Annotated in this window: 20 protein-coding genes; 5 read left to right on the top strand and 15 right to left on the bottom strand. The window is 48.4% G+C overall.

Features of this window, described 5'->3' with window-relative positions; translation table 11 throughout:
• The first annotated feature begins 156 nt into the window (after nt 1–156).
• Nucleotides 157–720 carry a sigma-70 family RNA polymerase sigma factor gene (locus WBJ53_RS13130; RefSeq protein WP_338876588.1) on the top strand — a complete coding sequence of 188 codons (564 nt, stop codon included), beginning with the start codon at nt 157–159 and terminating at the stop codon, nt 718–720.
• Nucleotide 721: 1 nt separating this feature from the next.
• On the opposite strand, the gene WBJ53_RS13125 is transcribed toward WBJ53_RS13130, so the two are convergent.
• From WBJ53_RS13125 to WBJ53_RS13080, 10 genes are all read right to left on the bottom strand, one after another.
• On the bottom strand, nt 722–1,792 hold the full coding sequence (locus WBJ53_RS13125; protein WP_338876587.1) for a membrane dipeptidase: 1,071 nt from the start codon (nt 1,790–1,792) through the stop codon (nt 722–724).
• Between the two features lie 94 nt (nt 1,793–1,886).
• Nucleotides 1,887–3,002 carry a D-TA family PLP-dependent enzyme gene (locus WBJ53_RS13120; protein WP_338876586.1) on the bottom strand — a complete coding sequence of 372 codons (1,116 nt, stop codon included), beginning with the start codon at nt 3,000–3,002 and terminating at the stop codon, nt 1,887–1,889.
• Nucleotides 3,003–3,005: 3 nt separating this feature from the next.
• Nucleotides 3,006–3,482 carry a RidA family protein gene (locus WBJ53_RS13115; protein ID WP_338876585.1) on the bottom strand — a complete coding sequence of 159 codons (477 nt, stop codon included), beginning with the start codon at nt 3,480–3,482 and terminating at the stop codon, nt 3,006–3,008.
• A gap of 198 nt (nt 3,483–3,680) precedes the next feature.
• The gene (locus WBJ53_RS13110) at nt 3,681–4,958 is read right to left on the bottom strand and encodes an amidohydrolase/deacetylase family metallohydrolase (RefSeq protein WP_338876584.1); all 1,278 of its coding nucleotides are present in this window, start codon (nt 4,956–4,958) and stop codon (nt 3,681–3,683) included.
• Between the two features lie 16 nt (nt 4,959–4,974).
• Nucleotides 4,975–6,198, bottom strand: a complete 1,224-nt coding sequence (locus WBJ53_RS13105) for an aminotransferase class V-fold PLP-dependent enzyme (protein WP_338876583.1) — start codon at nt 6,196–6,198, stop codon at nt 4,975–4,977.
• Between the two features lie 98 nt (nt 6,199–6,296).
• Complete coding sequence (locus tag WBJ53_RS13100) at nt 6,297–6,770, bottom strand: RidA family protein (RefSeq protein WP_338876582.1); 474 nt, start codon at nt 6,768–6,770, stop codon at nt 6,297–6,299.
• Between the two features lie 118 nt (nt 6,771–6,888).
• Nucleotides 6,889–8,535 carry an alpha-L-fucosidase gene (locus tag WBJ53_RS13095; RefSeq protein ID WP_338876581.1) on the bottom strand — a complete coding sequence of 549 codons (1,647 nt, stop codon included), beginning with the start codon at nt 8,533–8,535 and terminating at the stop codon, nt 6,889–6,891.
• Between the two features lie 58 nt (nt 8,536–8,593).
• A complete protein-coding gene (locus tag WBJ53_RS13090) occupies nt 8,594–10,867 on the bottom strand; it encodes a family 20 glycosylhydrolase (RefSeq protein ID WP_338876580.1) in 2,274 nt (757 codons plus the stop codon).
• 246 nt (nt 10,868–11,113) lie between these two features.
• Nucleotides 11,114–12,634, bottom strand: coding sequence for a SusD/RagB family nutrient-binding outer membrane lipoprotein (locus WBJ53_RS13085; RefSeq protein WP_338876579.1), 1,521 nt, complete (start codon nt 12,632–12,634; stop codon nt 11,114–11,116).
• Between the two features lie 9 nt (nt 12,635–12,643).
• Nucleotides 12,644–15,742, bottom strand: a complete 3,099-nt coding sequence (locus WBJ53_RS13080; protein WP_338876578.1) for a SusC/RagA family TonB-linked outer membrane protein — start codon at nt 15,740–15,742, stop codon at nt 12,644–12,646.
• A 335-nt stretch (nt 15,743–16,077) separates the two neighbouring features.
• Between WBJ53_RS13080 and WBJ53_RS13075 the strand changes: the two genes are divergently transcribed.
• Nucleotides 16,078–16,836, top strand: coding sequence for a DeoR/GlpR family DNA-binding transcription regulator (locus WBJ53_RS13075; RefSeq protein ID WP_338876577.1), 759 nt, complete (start codon nt 16,078–16,080; stop codon nt 16,834–16,836).
• Nucleotides 16,837–17,003: 167 nt separating this feature from the next.
• Nucleotides 17,004–17,165, top strand: coding sequence for a lmo0937 family membrane protein (locus WBJ53_RS13070; protein WP_338876576.1), 162 nt, complete (start codon nt 17,004–17,006; stop codon nt 17,163–17,165).
• A 163-nt stretch (nt 17,166–17,328) separates the two neighbouring features.
• Here the strand turns inward: WBJ53_RS13070 and WBJ53_RS13065 are convergent, their stop codons facing one another.
• The 3 genes from WBJ53_RS13065 to WBJ53_RS13055 all read right to left on the bottom strand — a co-directional run bounded on the left by WBJ53_RS13065 (nt 17,329) and on the right by WBJ53_RS13055 (nt 19,740).
• Nucleotides 17,329–18,075 (bottom strand): hypothetical protein, encoded by a 747-nt coding sequence (locus tag WBJ53_RS13065; protein ID WP_338876575.1) that lies wholly within the window; start codon nt 18,073–18,075, stop codon nt 17,329–17,331.
• 32 nt (nt 18,076–18,107) lie between these two features.
• A complete protein-coding gene (locus WBJ53_RS13060; protein ID WP_338876574.1) occupies nt 18,108–19,187 on the bottom strand; it encodes an AMP-binding protein in 1,080 nt (359 codons plus the stop codon).
• 100 nt (nt 19,188–19,287) lie between these two features.
• A complete protein-coding gene (locus WBJ53_RS13055; protein WP_338876573.1) occupies nt 19,288–19,740 on the bottom strand; it encodes a Rieske (2Fe-2S) protein in 453 nt (150 codons plus the stop codon).
• Nucleotides 19,741–19,852: 112 nt separating this feature from the next.
• Here WBJ53_RS13055 and WBJ53_RS13050 point away from each other — a divergent pair, with 112 nt between their 5' ends.
• Entirely contained in the window at nt 19,853–20,311 is a 459-nt protein-coding gene (locus WBJ53_RS13050) for a DUF2452 domain-containing protein (protein WP_338876572.1), read from the top strand.
• A 79-nt stretch (nt 20,312–20,390) separates the two neighbouring features.
• Nucleotides 20,391–21,215, top strand: coding sequence for a 1,4-dihydroxy-2-naphthoyl-CoA synthase (gene menB / locus WBJ53_RS13045; RefSeq protein ID WP_338876571.1), 825 nt, complete (start codon nt 20,391–20,393; stop codon nt 21,213–21,215).
• Between the two features lie 59 nt (nt 21,216–21,274).
• On the opposite strand, the gene WBJ53_RS13040 is transcribed toward menB, so the two are convergent.
• A complete protein-coding gene (locus WBJ53_RS13040) occupies nt 21,275–22,090 on the bottom strand; it encodes a hypothetical protein (RefSeq protein WP_338876569.1) in 816 nt (271 codons plus the stop codon).
• Nucleotides 22,091–22,126: 36 nt separating this feature from the next.
• Nucleotides 22,127–22,861: a hypothetical protein gene (locus WBJ53_RS13035; RefSeq protein WP_338876568.1), complete on the bottom strand. Its 735-nt coding sequence runs from the start codon at nt 22,859–22,861 to the stop codon at nt 22,127–22,129.
• Between the last annotated feature and the right edge of the window lie 98 nt (nt 22,862–22,959).

Below are 22,959 nucleotides of genomic sequence, written 5' to 3'. Positions count from 1 at the left end.
TAATTCATTGAAAAAACAATACTAAAGGATTTTTTTGCCAAAAAACGAGAAAAATATACAGTTTGTCGAATTATCTGAAATTGAAAGCAAAAAGAGGGAAAACTTTAGGTCAGCAAAACACTAAAGCGAATCCATTCTCTCTTACCCTGCTATCCCATGAAACCGAAACTAAAGGATGAAGAAATTATCAGGCAGTATCTGGACTCAAATTCGAACGACTGCTTCGAAACACTTTATAACCGTTACGTAAATAAGGTATATAGTCGGTGCTTATCCCTGACGAAGGATTCGGAGAAAGCGCAGGATTTTACCCACGATATATTTATTCGGATGTTTTCTCATCTCGACCGTTTTCAGGAACGGTCGAGTTTTTCAACCTGGCTCTACTCGATTTCTTATAATTATTGCATGGACCAGCTTCGGGTTGGCAATCGGTTACCAACCTCATCGCTAAGCGACAACGACGATGCCGATGACCGGCAAATTGCCAGCACCGACGACGCCGAAGACCTGAACTACAGCCTGCAAAAACTCTCCTGGGCCATGAAAAATATTTCCCAGGAGGAGGCTTCAATATTACGAATGAAGTATCAGGACGGGCTGGATATACGCCAGATAGCCAACCAGTTAAACCTGAATGAAAGTGCCGTTAAAATGCGGCTCAAGCGAACACGCGATAAAGTCAGACAACTCTACGAGCGAAGCGCATACGTAGTGTAGTTTACTGCCATACGCTACGCAGAAACCGCAGCCAGTTGCCATGCATTACCTTGGCAATGTCGTCGTCAGTATAGCCCCGCTGGCGTAGTAAATCAGGAATTTTCTGGAGATCAGCAATCGTATCTAAATCATAAGGCGATTGTTCCCGACCGAAAGCGCCATCCAGATCAGAACCGATCCCAATGTGATTGGCATTACCGGCCAGTTGGCAGATGTGGTCTAGGTGATCAATCATCACAGCCAGATGACAGTTCATGGCGTCGGGCGTCGACTGGCCACGCACCCAACCCGGAACCATCATCCAGGCATCCAGTGCTCCTCCAATCACGGCATTGCGGGCAATTAGTTCCCGAATTTGCTCGTCGCTGAATTGCCGGTTATGATTCACCAGAGCCCGGCAATTGTTATGACTCGCCCACACAGGGCCATTGAAGTAATCCAGCGCTTCCCAAAAACTATCGTCGCAGAGGTGGGTCGCATCCAGAATGATATTGAACCGCTCCATTTCGGCAAGCAATGCCCGCCCGGCAGCTCCCATGAAGCCCGTTGCATCCGTTCCCTGCGCATAGCGTCCCGGACCATAGTGTGCCGGACCAATGGCGCGTAGCCCATAGCCATACGCCCGTTCGACATACGCGGGAGTAATCAGCGAATCGGCCCCTTCCAGGCTCAGAATATACCCAATCGGTTTATCATCATTGGGTGTGTTGTCGTTCCAACGATTCAGATGGTTTTCTAAACTGGCCAAATCCCGGATTTGTACCATTTGCCCTTCGGCTTCCATCGCTTCGTACCAGCTCCGCTGGCCTTGTGTTTGCGCCCAGGCCTGCTCGGGCGACTGCCAACCCGGCAACGGATTATCGGGAGCAACATAACGGGCGATCTGCGTTGCCACAACCAACCCGATATTTCCCCGCCGGAGTTCGGGCAGCGATACCGTTCCTTTGGCTCGGTCGGGCTTGTCGGTCATGCCGGCTTCGCGTTCGCGTATGCGCTGGATGGACTGACGCAAATCACGATTCCATTCCATCGCGTTCATACTTAGATCGAGATGGGCATCTATTGTAAACATAATGTATAGGAGGTGTTCGGTTTATGGCCTATGGTTTCTAGTTACGTTGCAGTAAAGGATACTCATTGGCGGAGTAACTATAAGCCATAAACGATTAGACTGAAATTTTTCTATCGCGGGCAATGGTTAGCCATTCGCCCGTTATGGAGCCGTTTTCTACGGTATAGGCTCGTTCGTAGAGGGCCACCGTTGGGCAAATATGATTGGGGAGCCCATACAGTACGTCGCCGATTTGGTAGGAATGGCCTTCGCCCGCTTCGAGCACCAGATGTTCTTCACTCTGCCCAATGGCTTTTAGTTCTGGCGCATTCAAAAACATCACCCGCTGTGTCAATTCACCTTCGGCAGCTACAGATTTATGACCCAGGTCGACGCAGACTTTTGTTGAATCGGGTAGCGAAATAACCCGCGTTATAACCAGTCCAGCCGTCAGGAATGGCTGTTCGGGAAGCCCTGTCTGATAGCCTTTGTCCCAATAGATAAACGTACCGGGGCTACAATCGACACCCTGCCGTTTGGCATGAATCGGGAACGTCGGACTTCCTCCCACTACAATAACAGGAGGCTCAAAACCTTCGGCAACCAGCGCATCACTCAATTCCTGAACGGGTCTGAAGGCTGCGTCGCAATCGGCCGTTCGGAGCGAAAAGTCGGCATTACGCAGGTGACCATCATAGGCGTGAAAGCCAACCGGGCGAATGCCTGGTAAGGTAGCCAGTTCGGCATACAGGATACGTACGGCATCGGTAGGCACTATTCCGGTACGGTTCATCCCCACATTGAGGTCAATATAGACCGCAACAACCAGGTCTGCATTGACTGCCTGATCCGAAAGCTGCTGCGCCGTTGCCAGGTTATCGACCAGACATGCAAACCGAACGTCTGGATACTCCTGCATCAGTGTCAATAACCGATGCATTTTAGCCACATTAGGCTGATAGGCCAGTAACACATCAGTAGCCCCACACAATGCCAGCATTTCGGCTTCGGCAATCGTAGCACACTTAAATTTCCGAATACCTGCTTCCAGCATCAGACGCGTTGCTTCACGCGATTTATTCGTTTTTACGTGCGGCCGCAGCCGGGCAACATCGTCGATCGACTCGATGAGCAACCGGATATTTTCCCGTACACGATCGGGATAAATGACAAGAGCAGGCGAATCGAGGTGAGCAACATCGTCGATCAAATACCAGGGCTTTTGCTCCATTGCTCAGACCAGTTCAAACAACGCTTCTACTTCCACAGGAATATTGTCGGGGAGCGATCCCATGCCCACTGCCGAGCGTACGCCAATTCCATTGTCGGTTCCCCATACATCGGCAAACAGTTCGCTGCATCCGTTAATTACGTATGGATGACGTTCAAATTCAGGCACACAATTTACCATGCCCAGTACTTTAATGACCCGTTTTACCCGATCAAGACTCCCCAAATGCGTTTTAATAGTCGACAAAATGGTCAGGCCTACCTGCCGGGCAGCCAGTTTACCTGCTTCCATATCCATATCGGCACCAATCCGGCCAATAATCAGGCTCTTATCTTCGCGAACCGGTCCATGCCCGGATACATAGAGGTATTTCCCGTCAATGAGAAAAGGCTTATAAACACCCAGAGGCTGGGGAGCAGGAGGCAACGAAAGTCCAGTTTGCGCAAAGGCTACTTCGGGCGACAGAACGTCAGCTTGCATAACAAATTGATTTTTAAATGGTATTGAGTATGTAACATTGAGTGATTGCCCGACCGATTCGCTGACCGATTAATTGACTCTACAGATCATTTACTGAACCAATCCGGCAATCGGGCTAGCAGCGTTCAAACTTAACCGATTTTTTTTGCAAACGGTCAGAAATTGAATCATTGGTATATGAAATAAAAGAAAACTGTTTTACGACCTTGGCGTCTGTGTCACTACCACCGGGCTGGCAATACCATTCAGATCATAAACGATCTTCCCTTTCCGGATGGTCATTTCGCATTCGAGCTTTTGTTTGCCTTCAATTTTATAGCCCGTATAGTCGAAAAAGCCGAAATAGCCCGTATCGCGCACCTCAAACGTTCCTCCCCGAACGTTCAGAATAGCCACATCAGCTTCTGAACCAACCGATAAACTCCCCAGTTCGGGCCGATGGATAGCAAGTGCAGGACTCCAGGTAGTGGCTTCAATTACCTGTTTCAGGGTCATGCCCATCGCTATAAATTTCGACATCACATTCAGCAGATCTTTCATAGAATTATTCATGCTGCCCGTGTGAATATCGGTGCTGATCGTAGTTGGATAAAAACCACTTTTGAGTGCCGGAATTGCCTGCGAAAACGCGAAACTTACTCCTCCATAGCCCACATCGAACAGGATACCTTTTCGCTTTGCCTCCCATACGAATGGCTTTATCTGGTTTGTTGTCACGTCCAGAATGGGTTCCCGGCTTTTCAACTGGCCAAAACAGTGCGTGTAAATGTCGCCAGCCCTAAGGTGTTTGGTCAGTAACGTTTCGAGGGGCAACGTGGGTGTACTTCCTCCAAAATCGATCATAACAGGTAGGTTTGCCAGCTTTCCGGCTTCGACTGCCCGCTCTGTGGGTGTCCAGTTGTAGCCGTTATAATGCGCCAGTTTCACGCCCACAATCTGCTCAGGATATTGTTTTGCCATATCGGCCGTGAGCTGTGCGTCCATATCATCGACATTCTGTTCGAATTTTCCGCCCCGCATCCCGCTCCCGACAATGTTCAGCATGGCTAAAACACGAGTCTGCGACCGGTCGACGGTTTGCTTTTTGAACGTCGGAAAATCGCGCCAGCCCGAGCAGCCTGCATCTACCACAGTAGTGACGCCATTGCGAAACGTAAAGCCATCCGGGGGTAATGCATTGGGGCCATTGCTGTAGGTCTGATCGAGGTTGGTTCCAAAAAAAACATGCGTATGCATATCGATCAGCCCCGGCGCAACAATCAGTCCATTGGCATTAACAATCTGAACAGCACCCTTTGGATCAATATTCTTGTCAACCCTACTGATTTTTCCGTTGCTGATGGCAATGTCCATCACCTCATCAATCTGATTATGAGGGTCGATCACATGCCCACCTTTAATGACGATACTGTAGGGCTGGGCCACAACCAGATGGCTGCTTAAGAGCGCTATAAACCCGAGAATCAGCTTTTTCACACCAACTAATGAAAATCTAAACGGTAGCTTTTGCTAATTCTTCCTTAATACGCCGGGCAACGATTTTTTCCTGACCAGGCTTCATCATCCAGACCGTAACACCAATATGGCCTGGACCGCTCCCTCCTACTTCAATTGACGGATCACCTTTTCGAAGGGCTTCCTGTAAGTCTTTGCCAGTTAGGTGTATCTTTTGGGGGTCCCAGGCAATCTTGAGCGTTGGTGTATGGTTTCCTAACGGTGGAACCTGTACGTCGACCAGTACGCCGTTTACGGTTTTAACCGTATTTTCAATGTGAGCCGTGCCTTCTTCCCACGTTTTCCAGACTTTGTCGTGGTCTTCGTTGATAAATTTTTCGAGGGCAACATACATACCCAGAATTTCTTCTTTGTTCACCTTCATACCCCGGCCAATGTTGAAACCACGCGGAGGCATATGCAATCGGGCAGCCGAAATAATCGCTTTCTTCCCCATCAGAATACCAGCGCTTTGTGGCCCACGCATGGCTTTTCCACCCGAAATAACAACGAAGCTGAACCCCATGTCGTTGAAGCGCCAGAGATTTTCGGCCGGGGGCACGTCGGCTGCAATATCAATCGATGTCGGTATGTTGTGTTTTTTGCCTAACGCTACCCACTCTTCATGCATAATTTTACCTTTATCGGCTTCAATATGCAGAAAATGCATGAGCGCGGTTTTGTCGTTGATGGCTTTTTCTACATCCTCCGCCGTTTCAACCTGGATGATTTTACAGCCTGTATTCGTTAACGCATGGTTGTAGACAATGTCGTGAGCTTTCTGGCAAATCACTTCGGTTTTCATACCCGTTCCGGCCAGATGCGGCAGTTGTTCCACCTTTTTCTGATCCATGCCCGTCAGAATGCCGGCCAGACCCAGCGTCATCCCCGAAAATGCTCCCGACGTAACAACAGCAGCTTCGGCATGAACCATCTGGGCAATTTTAGCGCCGACCTTATCCTGAATCTCATCGAGCAGGCAAAATTCTTTCGCTCCGTAGTTGATGGCCTCCAGTACTTCGTCGTGCATGAGCGACCCCGTCATGTAGGTTAGCGTACCGGCGGCATTGATAAACGTTCGTATCCCTAATTCTTTAAACAGGTCGCGTTTGGGAGCGGCCAGGGGTTCAGTTGTCGCCAACATGGGCAGCCCACTCCCCGCCAGGCTACCCAGAAACGGAACGCTCGATAAGCGCTTAATAATTTTTCGTCTGCTTAACATGTCTGTTTAGAGTTGCAGTTTTCCGTTTAGCATGTCCGTGCTTCGCTGGTTTGGATTCCTGCCTTTGCGAAGCGCTGAAAACGCTAAATGGAAAACTATTATACATAGGCAATACAATCCATTTCGACCAGGGACGAACCAGGGACGCCACCATATACGGCAACGGTGGTGCGGACGGGTGGCTTATTCCCAAAGCGACCTTTGTAGACCTCGTTCATGGCTTTATAGTCGTTCAGATCGTGCAGAAACACACTAACCTTAAGAACCTTTTCCATCGACGACCCCGCTTTGATCAGTTCTTTTTCCAGTTCTTTCAACACTTCTTCGGTATGCACCTTAATGTCGCCCTCCTTATGGTATCCTTTTCCGGCAACAAATACCAGATTACCTAACTTTGTAGAACCCGAAAAGAGTGGCACATCGTCCTGCATCACCACATTGAAGGCTTCTTTCTGTGGAGCCAGCGCAACCTGCTCCTGTGGGGCAAACGCCTTAGCGGTTGCACTGAGTCCAACAGCCCCAGCCACTGAAGCGAAAAGGCGTTTTAAAATCGATCTGCGTTGCGTTTCCATACTTGTATTGACAATTGATTGGTTAGTTATAAATCAAAAGGGCCATTGGTTATCAGTCGTTGGGAATAGACCCAGCCTTAAATGCCGTACTAATGACTATTATCCAATGACCAATTTCCTAATCAAGCCGTAGTTTGCTGATTTTCTGCGTATTACCATCTATTTTCAGACCGTCCTGGTAGAGAACAGCCCGGTACTCGATTTCGTCGTACGACTGGATCGTACGACGAACGATTTCCAGGGTTTGCTGGCCCGGTTGAGAGATCGGGTAGCTATCGGATTCGGTCCATTGCTGATTAAATTCTTCATTGAGCGAACTCTGAACCGGTCGGTACTCGAATCCTAACCGGTAGTTTTTTCCACTCCCCAGTTTGTCGACAGTTGCGGTGAGTTTCAAATTTCCGGCAGGTGTTTTTTCGGCTTTTACGGTTCGAAAATGGGCTGGTTCCAGCGCTGCGTCAACGTTTTTAAGTTTTACCACAATGGGATTTGGCCACTTGTGGTTATTATAAATCCGCTGCGCCCGAACAACCGAAATCTGTAAGCCCTCCGGTGTTTGCTCAAAACGAGCCCGTCCATCATTGGCAGGCTGGTATTCGACAATATTTCCGGTTTGCCCCAACACACTCACCTCCGTAGAAGCCGTTGTTTTAATGGATTTGAGCAAAAATGTCCGTCGTTCGCCCCGCGGCCAGTCAGACAGATTGGTCAGGTAAGCATATACTGTATTTTCGTCTTTCTGCTTCGTGAACCAGATGTCGCCTTCGTTCCGAACAATCCACGGCCGAACGTTATGAACAGCTTCCTGATTGATAAAATGCCAGGCACCGATCTCCATCAGCCGTCCCTGCTGCCCTTCGTTAAGGCTACCCCACTGCGTTGGGCCAATGTTTAGTAGGTACGAGCCGCCCTTTGCCCGCGATTCAATCAGGAAATTGATTAGTTCGGTCGCCGATTTATAGTGATCGTTGGTAGGTTTGTAGTTCCAGGCTGTGCCCATTGTCATGCAGCTTTCCCAGGCAGTTGTCAATGTTTCGCCCGGCAGGTATTGCTCAGGCGTTTCCAGCACCCCACGGGTGATTAGGCAGTTGGGCTGGTATTTCCAGATAACCGCTTTTACCTCTTCGCGCAACACATCACTATCGATGAAAAACAGATCGACAGGGCCATAGTTGGTCATGAGTTCGGTACACTGCGCTTCTACAAATTGCCTGTATTTTGCCTGAAAAGGCTTTGCTTTTTCCCAATGGTTGTCGCGCGTGATGTCTTTCATGCCATTGCGGTAGGCAAATGAAAAATCTTCCGGCGAGTAATAGAATCCTACAGCTAAACCCCATTTTCGGCAGGCATCCACATATTGCCGTACTATATCTTTTTTGTAGGGTGTGTTCATCACCCCAAAATCATTGGTTTTGGTATCCCACATACAGAAGCCTGCGTGGTGCTTGGTGGTAAACATGATGTATTTCATGCCTGCATTTCTGGCCAGCATCACCAGGCGCTCGGGGTCCCAGTCTTTCGGATTGAAGGTTTTAGGCAATTCATTGAAATAGCGTTCGACATAATCTGGCGATGCCCCAACCAGCGAATGACTAATCACTATACCAAGCTGCGTATCCACATTCCAGTGAATGAACATCCCGAAACCGGCATCTTTCAGCCACTCTTCCCGCTGCGGTTTGTTATGATTGGCACCAATCTGCGCCAGTAGGCTGGTAGTAGACAGGCAAAAAAAGAGGAACGTAAAAATTCTGATAATCTGCATAGCTCATTGACATTTAGGCCCGGCAATCTACTAAGTTAATACTCAGAATATCAACCACTTAATCCACTATTAATTCATCGAGCAGTAGCCATGCTTTGCCTCCTGCTCCGTATTCATTTGGTGGTATGGTTCCTTTGCTGGTGGCCCGGATTCGGATGTATCGTGCCTGAACGGGAGCAAATTTGCCCACTACAGGATTGATTCCATTGACCGGAAACTGTGTTTGCCGATACACTTCCTGAAATGTTTTACCATCGACCGACACCGCAAACTGAATCGTATCTGGCGCCCACATTCGCTGCCAGTGGTAGTTGAGTATCTGTGTACCAATGCTCGAAACCGACTGCGGGCGCTGTAAATCAATCTGTATGTCGACGTCTTTCCCCTGCCAGCCCAACCACTCGCCAGTGTTATAGCGGTTTGTGCCTAAAACTCCATTTACGGCAATCAATGGACTGGCTGGTCGATAACCACCCATTGGCTCGGACGAAAGCAAAACCGGCCTTCCGGTTGATTTACTGATAATTAAGGGTTGCTGAAACACACGTCCCTGCTGTTTGCCTTTCAGAAAAATAGCCGCTTTTATAGTACAGCTCTGCGAAATAAGAATTGGATTAGAATAGGTAAGACTTGTTAGTGCAGGTGTCGATCCATTGGTTGTATAACGAATCGTTGCGTTGGGCAACGTAGTCGACAGAGCCAAGTGCAAGGTTCCGTTCGGGTTCACGATTACGCTATCGGTGAGCTCATCGAAGCGGTTGGCATAATGAACGTCGAGTTGTTTCAATAGGGAGTCGTGCTGCCGCAGCCGTCGAAGAAAATCCGGGTAATTTCGCTTGTTTTGGGGGCTCCAGGCGATTTCGGCAACTGCCAGTGCTCTGGGAAAAATCATATACTCGGCTTTTTCGGGAGTTGGCATGTATTCACTCCAGGCATTACCCTGAACACCTTTCAGGTAAACAGCTTCTTCGGAGCTAATTTCAGCCGGTATCGGTTCGTAGGCATAAACTTTGCTCAGGGGTGTATAGCCTGCCGCAGCCAATGGTTCTTCGGGATAAAGTGACTGGTAATAATCGAAATAAACGTGGCTTTCGGGCGTCATGATGGCCGAATGTTTCTGCCGAATGGCTTCAATGCCACCGTCAACTCCCCGCCAGCTCATCACGGTAGCGCCTTCTGTCAGGCCACCTTCCAGAATTTCATCCCATCCGATCACCTGACGCCCCTTTTTATTCAGGTGTTTTTCGATCCGGCGAATAAAATAGCGCTGAAGTTCATGTTCGTCGTTCAGGTGTTCGTCCCGAATCCGGGCCTGACACCGGGCACAGGTTTTCCAGCGCGTTTTAGGGCATTCGTCACCGCCGATATGGATGTATGTTGAAGGGAACAGCTCGACCACTTCGTCGAGAACGCCTTCCAGAAAGGCAAATGTGCTATCGTTTCCGGCGCAATACACATCGTCGAACACGCCCCAGAACGTAGCCGCCTGATACGGACCTCCCGGTTTGCCGTCGGGTTTCAGGCAGCCTAGTTTCGGGAAAGCGCTTAGTGCCGCCAGCGCATGGCCCGGCATCTCAATTTCCGGAATGATTGTGATATGCCGCCGGGCTGCATACTGCACAATCTCTTTAATTTCAGCCTGTGAGTAGTATCCACCGTACCTCTTACCATCGAAACGGTGCGGCAATTCTTTTTTATGCCCAATAAGCGTCTCAGACCGGTAAGCTGCCGTTTGCTGTAGCGCAGGAAAGCGTTTGATTTCGATACGCCAGCCCTGATCGTCGGTCAGATGCCAGTGAAAGGTATTGAATTTGTAGAGAGCAAGCAGGTCGATGTATTTTTTGATAAAAGCTACCGGAAACAGGTGGCGACTCACATCGAGATGCATCCCCCGATACGAAAATCGAGGATAATCGGTAATTACACAGGCCGGAACAGTCTTTGTTTTTGCTGGTACAATTAGTTGGGTAAGGGATTGCAAACCATAAAACAATCCGGCTTCATCGTGACCAGTCAGTATAATTTTCTGTGGCTGAATCAGTAGCTGATAGCCCTCTGGCTGAGCAACCTGGTGCGGATCAATCTGAAGCGAAAGAGCCGGTTTTGTTTTCGCAACAACCAACGATACACCCGTACAGGCCCGAAATTGTACCTGAGCCAGCGCAATAAGGTCGCCCGACACCCCGGCACCCGGCGCGATTCCGATCTGGTTACCCAATCGAAATTCGCCCGATGTCCGACGGTAGGTTACAGGTTCGGGAATGAGTCTGCTCTGTGCAGACAGCTTTCCAAAGCAAAACAGAGTCAATAAGATCGTTACTATATTTCGCATTCAATCAGAGCGTTTAGATGGTGTTTTCTGCCTTCAGGAACAGGCCGTTCCTGAGGAAAAATTGACTGGGCACAAGGGCGGCCCAGCCAATCACATCCATGAGAAAAGGTATTAAACTCTTGAATCTCCTTTGCTCACTACTACACCAAATTGTCGACCGTTAGGCTACCTAAACCGGTAGTTCTATATTTCTGTCAGTAGCCAACGGTCATTAGAATATACCCATAACAATTGGCTACTGACTAACTATTTATCCAGCCACATACGGGTCAGGAACGTATTATCGCCCTGCCGCGATACGGCACTGTTATAATTCTCTTTATTCAGGTTTTCTTCAGTGGCGGGGTAAAGCATGCGCCTGAAAATTTGCCCACCGGTAATGTTCCCGACATAATTGTTAGGAACCAGCGCCGGATAGCCCGTGCGACGCCAGTTTAAGAATACCTCCTGCGAATTGGGGAAAATAGACACCCAAAACTGGGTGTAAAGCTGCTCCAGTTGTTTCTCGAACGTATTGGTCGTTACCAGCGCATTGGCCGTAGCGTATGCATCAATAGTGGCCTGCGCAATTACGCCATCAGATCCGTACAACGACCACTGACGCATTGCCGCCTTCAGTCCCAGATCATATAAAGTAGCGGCTGGCTTTGCTGTATACCAGCCGCGGAGGGCTGCTTCGGCCAGATAGAAATTCACTTCCGCATTGGTTAGCACCAGCATGGGCGAATTCAGTTTCAGAATGGTGTTCTGGTTTGGCTCCGAATAGGTCACAAAATCAGCAGGCTTTGTATTGGGAATGTTGGCGGCCATTCCTTTCTGAATACGTACATCGGTGCTGGGTTTGCCATTTACATATACTACCGACAGTACCGGTAACCGGGGATCATTGGTTTTTTTCAGGTAGTTAATGAAGGTGTCGTAATATTTTCCACCTTCCGGATTGCTGATCCCATCGGCTTTCAGATAGTCGCTGTTCAGCATCCAGTAGGCCAATGGATTCTGGTTAACAACCTGCCCCGACGCCATATAGGTAATTTTAGCAATGTCGGCATCGTCTTCAATCAAACTCCCGGCAATCGCTTTCTTGACCCAGGTTTCGGCCAGGGCAATGTCGGGTTTCGTCATCCGCATTCCCATCCGAAGCATGAGCGAATAGGCGAATTTTTTCCAGCGGGTAATGTCGCCAGCATAAATTAAATCCGCAGCACCAAAGGTCGATTTTGTAGCATCGAACAACGCAATGGCTTTTTCCAGCTCGCCCAGCAAATCGGCGTAGATGTCTTTCTGCGGATCATACGCTGGTTTAAACAAACTCTGCGTGTAGCCCAGTGCAGCCTGCGAATACGGAATATCGCCGTAGAGATCGGTTATTTTCGAAAACGCATAGACCCGCCATATTTTAGCAATAGCCAGTTTATTTACCAGCGCCGGATCTTTTTCCAGCCCCCGAATCACTTCGCCTATTTCGTTGATCTCGTTGGGGTACGCGTTACTAAACACGGTATAGGGAGCGGTGCCCTGGTTGAAAATGTATTTGGAACCCCAACTGGCTACATCGTTGTAGCTGGTCGTATACTGCATGGTTCCCTGCAAGCCCGTAATTATGTTGCCAACGGCATCATACTGCGCCTTGGTGAATACAAAATCGGGGCTGATGGTGCTGGAGGCATCGGGGTTACTGTTTATTTCTTCTAGGCCTTTATCGCAACTCTGTAGCGTACAAAGAGCCGCCAGACAATAGGTAATTAGTTTGAAACGGTTTTTCATGGCTGTCTTTTAGAATTTTACGATGAGGTTCAGACCATAACTTCTGGTGCGGGGCAATCCTAACGATTCGAAACCCTGGTTTGAGCTGTTGGTGAAGCTCTGCTCTGGATCGAAATTGTCGGTTTGCTTATACAGTGTCAGCAGATTACGCGACACAAACGAAATGGTTGCCGATTGGATCCGCACAACTTTAAGCGTGCTAACCGGAATGTTGTAACTGAAAATAACCTGGCGCAGCTTCACGAAACTACCATCGTGCAAAAACAGATCGGTGTAGTTTTTATCGTTGTCGTAATAGTTCCGCAGATTTTCTTTGGCAATGGTGTTGGTATACGCATCGCCTTTGGCCGTTACGCCCGTTACGGTAAGACCATTTTCGCGACCGTCCAGCGTCCGCTTCAGTTTACCCATCCGGTTGGCATACACCTCCATTACCGAGAAGACCTTGTTGCCGAACTTACCATCGAGCAGGATATTGAGCGAGAAGTTTTTGTAATGAAATTCGTTGGTCAGGCCCATCGTTAGTGGAGGAACACCCCGCCCAAGCTCCTGAAGTGGCGATTTCACGGCAAAACCCGTTGTTGGATCATATACGATGTTGCCGTTGGCATCGCGAACGCGGGTTGTACCGACGATGGTTCCGTATGGTCGTCCCTCAATGGAGTTAATGTAGGCCCAGTTCCCCACCGAGGTGGCCATCTGCATGGAGTTGATGCCATCGGCCAGCTTCAGTACTTTACTGTCGTTGTAGGCTACGTTATAACTTACGTTCCAGCCAAAGTTTGATGTTCTGACCGGATTGAGCGTCACCAGCGCTTCAACTCCCCGGTTGTTGAGTTTACCTACGTTCAGATACACCGAATTATAACCCGACGTGGGCGATATGCTGGTCTGTACAATATCGTTGGTGGTGGCACGATTGTAGTAGGTCAGATCCAGACCAAGTTTCTTGTTAAAAAACTGAAGATCAACACCCACTTCAAACGTGGTAGAGGTTAGTGGTTTCAGACCAGCATTCGTAATGGCATTGCTGGTTACGTTCTGGAGCGGCTGCCCCGAACTGGGCACCATCGAATAGGTTAGATTGATTACGTACGGATCGGGAGTTGCGCCCCCTACCTGCGCCCACGATGCACGCACCTTTGCATAATCGATTACGCGAGGCAATTGAAGCGCCTGCGACAGCACGAAGCTTCCTCCAACGGATGGGTAGAAAATGGTATTATTCTTCGGACTTAGCGTTGAGAACCAATCCTGACGACCAGTCATGGTCAGAAAGGCAACGCCTTTATAATCAAGATCGACCGACCCGAATGCCGAGTTTGTTCGGGTTTGCTGGTTCAACGGCACCGTGCTTACGGTAGCAAGGTTGGTAGAACTGTAGAAATACGGAATAATAAATGTCTGCCCCGAGGTGGTTAGCTGGTTGTAGCGGAAATCCCGACGGTTCATCCCGGCCAGCGCCGACAACCCAAAATGCCCAACGGTTACATTGTAGTTTGCCGTGAGCATCATATTGGTTTCGCTCACGTCGGTTTTCAATTGCGTAAATTGCCCATTCGGGATATAACGGGTGCCTGTTGGCAGAATGTATTTATAGTTGTAGTTGTAAAAATCCCGGCTAACCGTTCCCTTTACAGACAGGTTTTTCAGGATTTTATAGGTCATTCCTACCTGACCAATGAATCGATTCTTGCTATCGTCCTGCTTATATTTATTCACGACGAAATAGCTATTGGAGGCAATATCGGCATCATTCCAGGCTATCTCATTGCCATTGGCATCGTAGCCGGGGCTCAACCACCGAATATCGGAGGTGTTCCCAATCATATAGGGTGTCCAGTTCGGATTTCCAAGAGCATCGCCCGCACCAGTTTTGTTGTGTCCGGTTTCCAGCGTATACTGGGCCAGTGCTTCAATAGAAACCCGTTCGCCAAACGCTCCGCTGAGGTTCAGATTCCCCGTTTTACGGTTGTAGGTGTTGGTAGGCAGAATCCCTTTAGCATCCAGATCGGCCAATGAGAACCGATAGTTAACTTTCTCATTACCACCCGTAAATGCCAGCGTATTCGTGAATGTTTTACCGGTTTGGTAGAAATTCTTGATGTTGTTTTTCTGGGCTACATAGGGATGGGTTTTCCCATCGGCCGCCACAAAATCTGAACCGTCAATTTTAGCGCCCCACGACCGACGCCCCCAGGCAATTCCCTGCGCCTGTGTTGTTGGTTTGGCCGCTCCATCGCCCTGACCGTATTCATACTGCCAATCGGGAAACACCGCGGCATTTTCCATCGTAAAGGTCGAGTTGAATTCCACCCCGACACCCCGTTGTGCTTTGCCTTTTTTGGTAGTAATCAGAATAACTCCATTGGCTGCCCGCGACCCATACAGAGCAGCCGCCGTTCCTCCTTTCAGCACACTGATCGACTCAATATCATCGGGGTTAATTCCGGCAATACCGTCACCACGGTCTACGTTACCCTGCCCCCCATTGGTTGTTGCGCTTCCACCGGGCACTGTGTTATCGATGGGCATCCCATTGATCACATACAGTGGCTGGTTATCGCCCGTCAGCGATCCATTTCCCCGAATAACAATCCGACTCGAACCACCCGGCCCGGTCGATAGTCCTGTTGCGTTAACACCGGCAATTTTTCCCGACAGTGCGTTGGCTACGTTGTTTTCGCGTGCCTGCGTAAATTCGGAGCCTTTTACTTCCGTTACGGCATAGGCCAGTGCTTTTTTGTCTTTGGCGATACCTAGTGCCGTCACAACAACTTCACCCAGTTGCGTGGCGTCTTCTTTCAGCGAAACATCAACAACCGAACGGCCAGCGGCATTCACCTCCTGGGCAACAAAACCAATATAGGAGAAAATTACCGTTGCATCTGGTTTCGACAACCGGAGCGTATACTTGCCTTCGCCATCGGTTACGGTGCCTTTGGTTGATCCTTTCTCAACAATTGTAACACCGGGTAGCAGCGCACCATCGGCCGCATTGGTCACTTTGCCAGAAATTGACTGCGCCAGCGCGGACGCACTCAACAGCAGCAGTACCGTTAAAAGCGTGCTCCAGCGAGCCTGCCAGGGTAGTAGCGTGTAGTTCATAGAGATGCCACTTTACGTTTAGACTAGAGAGGTTAAAAAACGGGAAAAGAGACTTTTGTCTGCAATTTTTGCAAAGTTTATCTGCAAATTTTGCGCAATATAGTGGAGATAAAGAATTTATTACAAATAAAATTTTACCTTTTTGCATGAAATAGCGTCTTTGTATGCAAAAAGTACGTTTTACCTATGTTTTATATAGCAATAATGAAAATTATGCAAATTCACCCAGGATAGATTGCGCTTTTTTTTCGACCAGTCCGGATAAATGCTGTAAATGGGTAAGATTTAGCTCTATTTTTGCTTTTACGTCGAATAACCGATCTCTGTATCCCTCTATGTCAATTGCCTTTTTAAAAGACGAGCGTAAAGAATTGATTATAAAGCAGGTAAGCCTTCATACACGAATGAGCCTGACAGACCTGGCTGCCGTACTCAACGTTTCGGAAGATACCGTTCGACGCGACATCAACGACTTATCGGATGAAGGAAAGTTGATTAAAATTCGGGGGGGCGCCATGTCAAAGGCCTATCATCACTCGTCGCAATTGCAGGAAACGTATGCCCATCAGAGCAAAATTGCAATTGCCGAGAAAGCTCTAACCCTCCTCCACGACGGTATGCTAATTCTGATGGGTGGTGGCACCACCATCCGGGAGTTTATAAAAATGATTCCTGCCGACCTCAAAGCGACGTTTATTACGGTGAATCCATTGACGGCCGTTGAACTGCTCGACAAACCCAATCTGGAGATTATTATGATCGGTGGCCAGATTTCGCGCTATAGCCAGATGAGTGTAGGTGGCGAAGTTTACCAGCGATTGTCAGAGTTGAAAGTCGATCTGTGCATTATGGGCACAAATGCAATCGACCCCAAAGAAGGGCTTACCGATTCGGACTGGGAGACGGTTCAGGCTAAAAAAGCCATGATTCGGGCGGCCCAGAAAGTGGCCGTTCTGGCCATATCGGAGAAAATGAACAGCGTGATGCGAATGAAAGTAGCCGATCTGCAACAAATCGACTACCTGATTACTGAACTACCCACCGACTCGCTGCAACTTGCTCCTTATCGAACGGGTAAAACTCAGGTCTTCTGATATCCACCATACGGCACAACTTACTCATTATCTGAATATTAAAAACCAAGTATCGCCTAAAGCCAGTATGTTTTCAATGTACCGCTTGCTCAGGTTTTTAATCACTTCCGGTGGAACGAAGTTTAGTTCATGTACTAATTACTCAACTAAACTTAAGCTTCTTTATCATGGGAAATCTGCTGTACACCATCGCTGTGGTGTTAATTATTATCTGGTTGCTGGGCTTTTTAGGCTTTAACAGTTTTGGAATGGGTGGTTTAATCCACGTATTGCTCGTTATTGCCGTCATCGCTATCATCCTTCGCCTGATTCAGGGGCGAAGTGTTTAACACAGTATTGTAATAGATTTCAGCAACGTAATTTCCGGGATAGAATTTTTCGGTAGATAAGGAGCCTGCTCCTGTTCAGCGGAAAATCGCCCGGAAATTACGTTTTTACTGTTCCCGATTCGATATGGCTAACGCTATTCTTCTCTTCATAGTACTCTATGGCTTATCTGGACAGTTTTTGAAACAGCCTCGATAGCGCAGGGAATTCGGTAATGTTATACCACTCTTCGCTACCTAAATTAAGCCACTGCCCATCTCGTCGTGGGCGTTTTTGCAGCGCTTCGTCTGGATCGTAATCATGATTATATACCTCCGCCATTGTTTGCTGGAGCGTTGCCCATGGCAATGTTCGGGTTTGTTCGTGCCGGTTCTGCACCGTAGTTACCCGAACCGTCCGATCTGCGAACGAGGCTACCAAATGGAGTTCCAGCTCACCCTGTTTCGCCGAAGTGTCAAGATAGATCAGTTCAAAAGGTCGTTCGCGACCAATGGCTTCATAAGCCGCCTGAATGAGTTCCTGGGTCAGGTATTGCCAGCTATCCGAATTGGCAGGCTGCCCTTTCCTCAGCCCTAGTGGCTTACTTTCGAGTGCAATCTCCCAAAATTCGTCATCCTCGTCCAGACCATCTTCATTCAATGGTTCAACTGCTGTTTTCGCCACCAGTTCGTCAATAGCCTGCAACCAGGGCTTAGGCAATTGCCCGGCCCATTGAAAATCATCGTCGCGGGTGTAGCCTTCCGCAATCAGTTCATCATCGTCAATATCGTCACGATCAGGATAGGTTATAGCCAGATCGACCTGAACACCATTGCCCCCAAGAGGCTTTAGTCGTAACGTATAAAAATAAGCATAGGGTGCTGGTAACGACCGGGCGGTCTGAAAACGAATTTGAAGCTGATTAAACGACATACATCTTATGATCGGGGCAACTGCGCCCAAAGTTAACGGATTTGTGCCATTGTGGTATTGCGGTCAATTTTGCCGGTTGGCGTTTCGGCAAATGCATTCACTACCAGCATCTGCTTTGGTGCGGCATAAGCCCCAAGCGCTTTCCCAACGGCCATCCGAACCGTTTCAAACTGGCTCTCCGGAATTGTTTTTTGCTCAATCACCAGAACTACTTTCTGACCTAACCGCTCATCGGGGATGCCTGCAATAAACAACCGGGGAACCGATTGAGGAGCCAATTGTTGCGCCAGTGTTTGCTGCACAATCTGCTCGACCTGCTCGGGCTGAACTTTCACCCCACCACTGTTTATGACGGTGTCGGCCCGGCCCAGTAACCGAAATCGTTGGGGATTGTCCGTGTCCAGTAGCTCTACGACATCGTTTGTCTGGATCAACTCAAAATTGGTAGCAGCCGCCAAAATCGTCAGACATCCCCGCTCATCGGTACCCAGCACAACACCATCCAATGCCCTGAATGCATCGCTTCGGCCTGGCCCATTCAGCCGTCGCAAGGCAATATGCGATACTGTCTCGGTCATGCCGTAGGTTGAAAAAACGGGGGCGTTAATTACCTGTAATGCCTGCTCCAGCGCCGGGCTGGTAGCCGCCCCTCCTACCAGAATGGCTTTCATGCCAGAGAGAATAGGCACCTTTTCGGGAGTGTTCTCCAGAATCGACTGTAGTTGCAAAGGCACAACAGCCATAAACTCAAAGTGTGTATCGGCAGGGTCAAATGCCGTCAGTGGATTGCCCGATGGCTCGACAATAGTCATTTCCATACCAATTTCCAGCCCCCGAACCAGCATCATTATTCCGGCAACATAACGGATATTCAGGCAAACCAAAGCCTTATCGCCTGCTCGTAAGCCTAGTGTATTGGCGGTGAGTTGAGCACTGGCCTGCATCTGGCTGCGCGTCAGTATAATGGATTTGGGCGTACCGGTAGAGCCTGATGTCTGAAGCACAAACGTAGCCTTACCACGTTGCCACGCCTGACAAAAAGCCAGCGCTTCGGCTTCATAGGGTGTCGACGGAACTGGCCATAAATCTGGAAATGAAGGATTTAAGATCATTAGACTGTTTGGTACCATGGTTTACGGTTGCGCTGCATGAGGTGGATATATGCTGATGAGCGGAGCAACTATAACGCATACGCCATAGCATCAATACCACCTACGTATGCACCCGTAGCGTACCATTCGCCAGATCATTTACTGAATATTGCGTTAATGCTTTGGTGGCAGGCCCTGCCACCACATTGCCGATGGCGTCGAACCGCGACAGATGAAGTGGGCAATAAAACTGATTTTCGGTGGCTTTATAGACCAATGCCACATTACTCTGGTGCGTACACTTCGACGAAACGGCCAGATATTTCCCTTCCTTTGTCTGGGCAACAATGATGTTATTGATTACGACATAACCGCCTTTCACCTTCAGGTTTACATTCGACCGATCGTTCAGGTTGATCAAAAAGTCAATTGGCGGTTCGGGCTGAACCAACGTATCGACGGTATCACCCTGCCCACAGGCGGCACTGCACCGTGTCAGCAAAATAGCGCCGATACTTGTGCCAACTAATCGAAAAAACTCGTGCCGGTCCATTGTCGGTAAGGTGTTTTCCATGTGGTTCGTTGTATTTTTGCAAACATGATCGGTTTTCCGATGTAAAGATCTGTTTTTTTTGTCATTCAACGACAGCGAACCAACAGGTTCGCCGGGCGGTTACCCATCTAGTATGGAAGAAGCAAAAGTAATTGTCAATCCCATTTCTCCTGACAAAGTTGCCGAAGCTCCGGGACTTCTGGCGTATGCACACACGGCAGGAGGAGCTGTTATTCGCCCCGAAGACAAAGGTAAAATTACCGGCCGGGCCGTTGCTGCCATGCGCGAACAGACAGATTTGCAACTAAGCCAGCTTTACCGGCAAATGCAGCTACTGGCCGAGCAGGCTACGGCTATCCGCAATCGGGTCGAAATTTCGGAACGAATCTACGCAGCCCATATGAATTTTGAACCCATTGTAGGCCATACCTATTATTTCTATCAGCGCAAAAACGGCACTGACCTCCTTTCGATGGTGGCACCCAACGAATGGGGTCGTAAATTTCCGTTCGAACGCTGCCTGGCCACCGTTCGAATGATGGCCGATCATACCTGGGATGTGCAGTATCATGAAGTATCTTATAATGAGTGAAAGAGCGAAAGAGTGAAAGAGCGATTGCCGATATTCGCTCTTTCACTCTTTCGCTCTTTCACTCTTTCACTTTTATTCTATGACAAGTAACTACCCCTGGGAGACCATAAAAGAATACCAGGAAATTATTTTCAGCTATTACGACGGGATTGCCAAAATCAGCATCAATCGCCCGCACAAACGAAACGCCTTTACGCCCCAGACGGTGAAAGAAATGTCGGAAGCGATGGAAATTGCCCGGCAGGACGAGCGCGTTGGGGTTGTTATTCTGACCGGCGAAGGTGGTGAAGCGTTCTGTAGCGGTGGCGACCAGTCGGTTCGTGGACACGGCGGTTATATTGGCGAAGATAAAGTTCCCCGCCTGAATGTGCTTGATCTGCAAATGCAAATCCGGCGAATTCCCAAGCCTGTAGTTGCTATGGTGGCAGGCTATGCCATTGGGGGCGGGCATGTGCTACACGTTGTATGCGACCTGACTATAGCCGCCGACAACGCACGGTTTGGCCAAACCGGTCCTAAAGTAGGCAGTTTCGATGGCGGTTTTGGCGCTTCATACCTCGCCCGGATCGTTGGCCAGAAAAAAGCCCGCGAAATCTGGTATCTGTGCGATCAGTATGACGCACAGGAAGCGCTGGACATGGGGTTGGTTAACAAAGTAGTACCGCTCGATGAACTCGAAGAAACGACCATTGTGTGGTGCCGTAAAATGCTGGAAAAAAGCCCAATTGCTCTTCGTATGCTCAAAGCTTCCTTCAATGCCGAACTCGACGGCCAGGCCGGAATTCAGCAGTTGGCGGGCGATGCCACACTGCTCTATTACCTTTCAGAAGAAGCCAAAGAAGGAAAGGATGCCTTTCTGGAAAAGCGAAAACCCGACTTCAGCAAGTTTCCCAAGTTTCCTTAAGTGCCCATATACCAATAAAAAAGGAGCCTTTCGCTCCTTTTTTATTGGCACTCGTTTAGTTACCGATACACAAACTCCCGAACGCTACCGGGTTCCGACACACCGTTGGGCACCACATACTCGCGAATTGGCCGCCCCTGCGAATCGTTATCGTAGTAATACCGAAAAATAGTAGTCTGCGCATCCAGTAATGTAGCTGAGGTTACTACCAATGTCTGTTTGACGAGCAAATTCCGGCTGTGCTGTCCAAGAAAAGTCAACGGCGACGGAACGCTGGGCTTAGTCAGGTTGTATTCGTACGTATTTCGCTGAATCATACCCGAATCAAAGACCGTTTCACGCGCAATTACATTACCATCTTTCACTGTGTAGGTATCCTGCTGCCCGTTGCCTTTATAGCTGATTAGAAATCCATCCGCATCATATACATACTCATCAGGCTCCTGATTTCCTTTCAGGAATCCTTTTTCGTTCAGCAGCAGTACGTTAACAAGATCTTTGCTATCGGCATTCTGATATCGCTGAACCAGATCGGGTGTGTATCGATAGGAAAGCTGTTCCCAATAGTTCGTATTCCAGAGCGTTGTTTTCTGCTGGATCAGTCGGTTTAGTTCGTCGTAGCTATAATCATTTTTGAGCCGCCACCGCAAACCGACCGACGTTCCGTTCAGTGTAACGGTTTTCTCCGGATCTATATTGACAAAATACTCCGTGATTTGCGCTACCGGCCCCAATGGTACAACGTCTGTTTTTTCGGATTCAGACGATGAAGGTATTGATTTATCTGTCGTCGTATTGTTCGGATTAATGTTAGTTTCGGGGGTAACACAGGCCGATACCAATAGAGAGATAAGTGCTGTTATAGCTGTTTTCATGGTGTTGTGTGTTCTCTTCGGCAATGGTTGCTTGCCTTACGTATTGTCTACCCAAATTCGGGTAGGGGCGATAGCCCGTTGCCCATCACCTTTTAACAATTCAATACTATATATTCCGGGTGGCGTTGTCTGTTTATTAAAATAGAAACCTACTTCATCCTGACTTCGGTCATCCGTATTTAATTGAAGCTCGATTGGCGTAGTACTCCCCTCTTTGGTAGCAAAGATTTTAAACCCGCCAGGGTGCCCATCGTATAAGTTACTAACAGGCAAAAAAACCACGTAGTCTTGGTAGTACTTTAGATTGATCCTGATCGTATCAACTGTTGTTCCCCCCGATTCAAATCGCAGCGCCCCATCCGCCTGAAGCAATAGTTTGTATTCTTTTTGTTTTGTCTGCCCTTTTAATCGCGCAAATAGCCGGATAGGATCACTATTATTGTAATTGATGACATCAATTGTAATTGCCTGCGACTTTCCTTCCGGCGAATAGAGCAAATCTATCGTTCGCATATCCACTGGCGCCACAATGGAATTAGGAGTTGTCTGAAACGTAATTACAGAAAATTTACTTCTTAAACGACCAGTCTGATAGGTAAAAGGAGCAATGGTAATTGTACCAGCCGCCTGATCTATTGCTGTCGTTGTAGCCGGATCGCCTGTAATTGACGCGTTCAGAATTTGCGGATCAGTTTCTACTATTTCAGCTTTTCGACAGGAGAAAACGCCTGGCAACAAAAGCCACAGAGCTAACAAATAGCCTTTTCTCATCACAAAAAACAGTTTATCATCACAAAAAAACAGTTAATTATACAATTATATATCCAATCATAAACTATATATTACCTAATTTCACAGTAAAAATAATT

The organism is Spirosoma sp. SC4-14 (assembly GCF_037201965.1).
Lineage (GTDB): Bacteria > Bacteroidota > Bacteroidia > Cytophagales > Spirosomataceae > Spirosoma.
The sequence above is the reverse complement of the archived record's forward strand: the minus strand, read 5'-3'. Positions and strand labels throughout refer to the sequence as shown.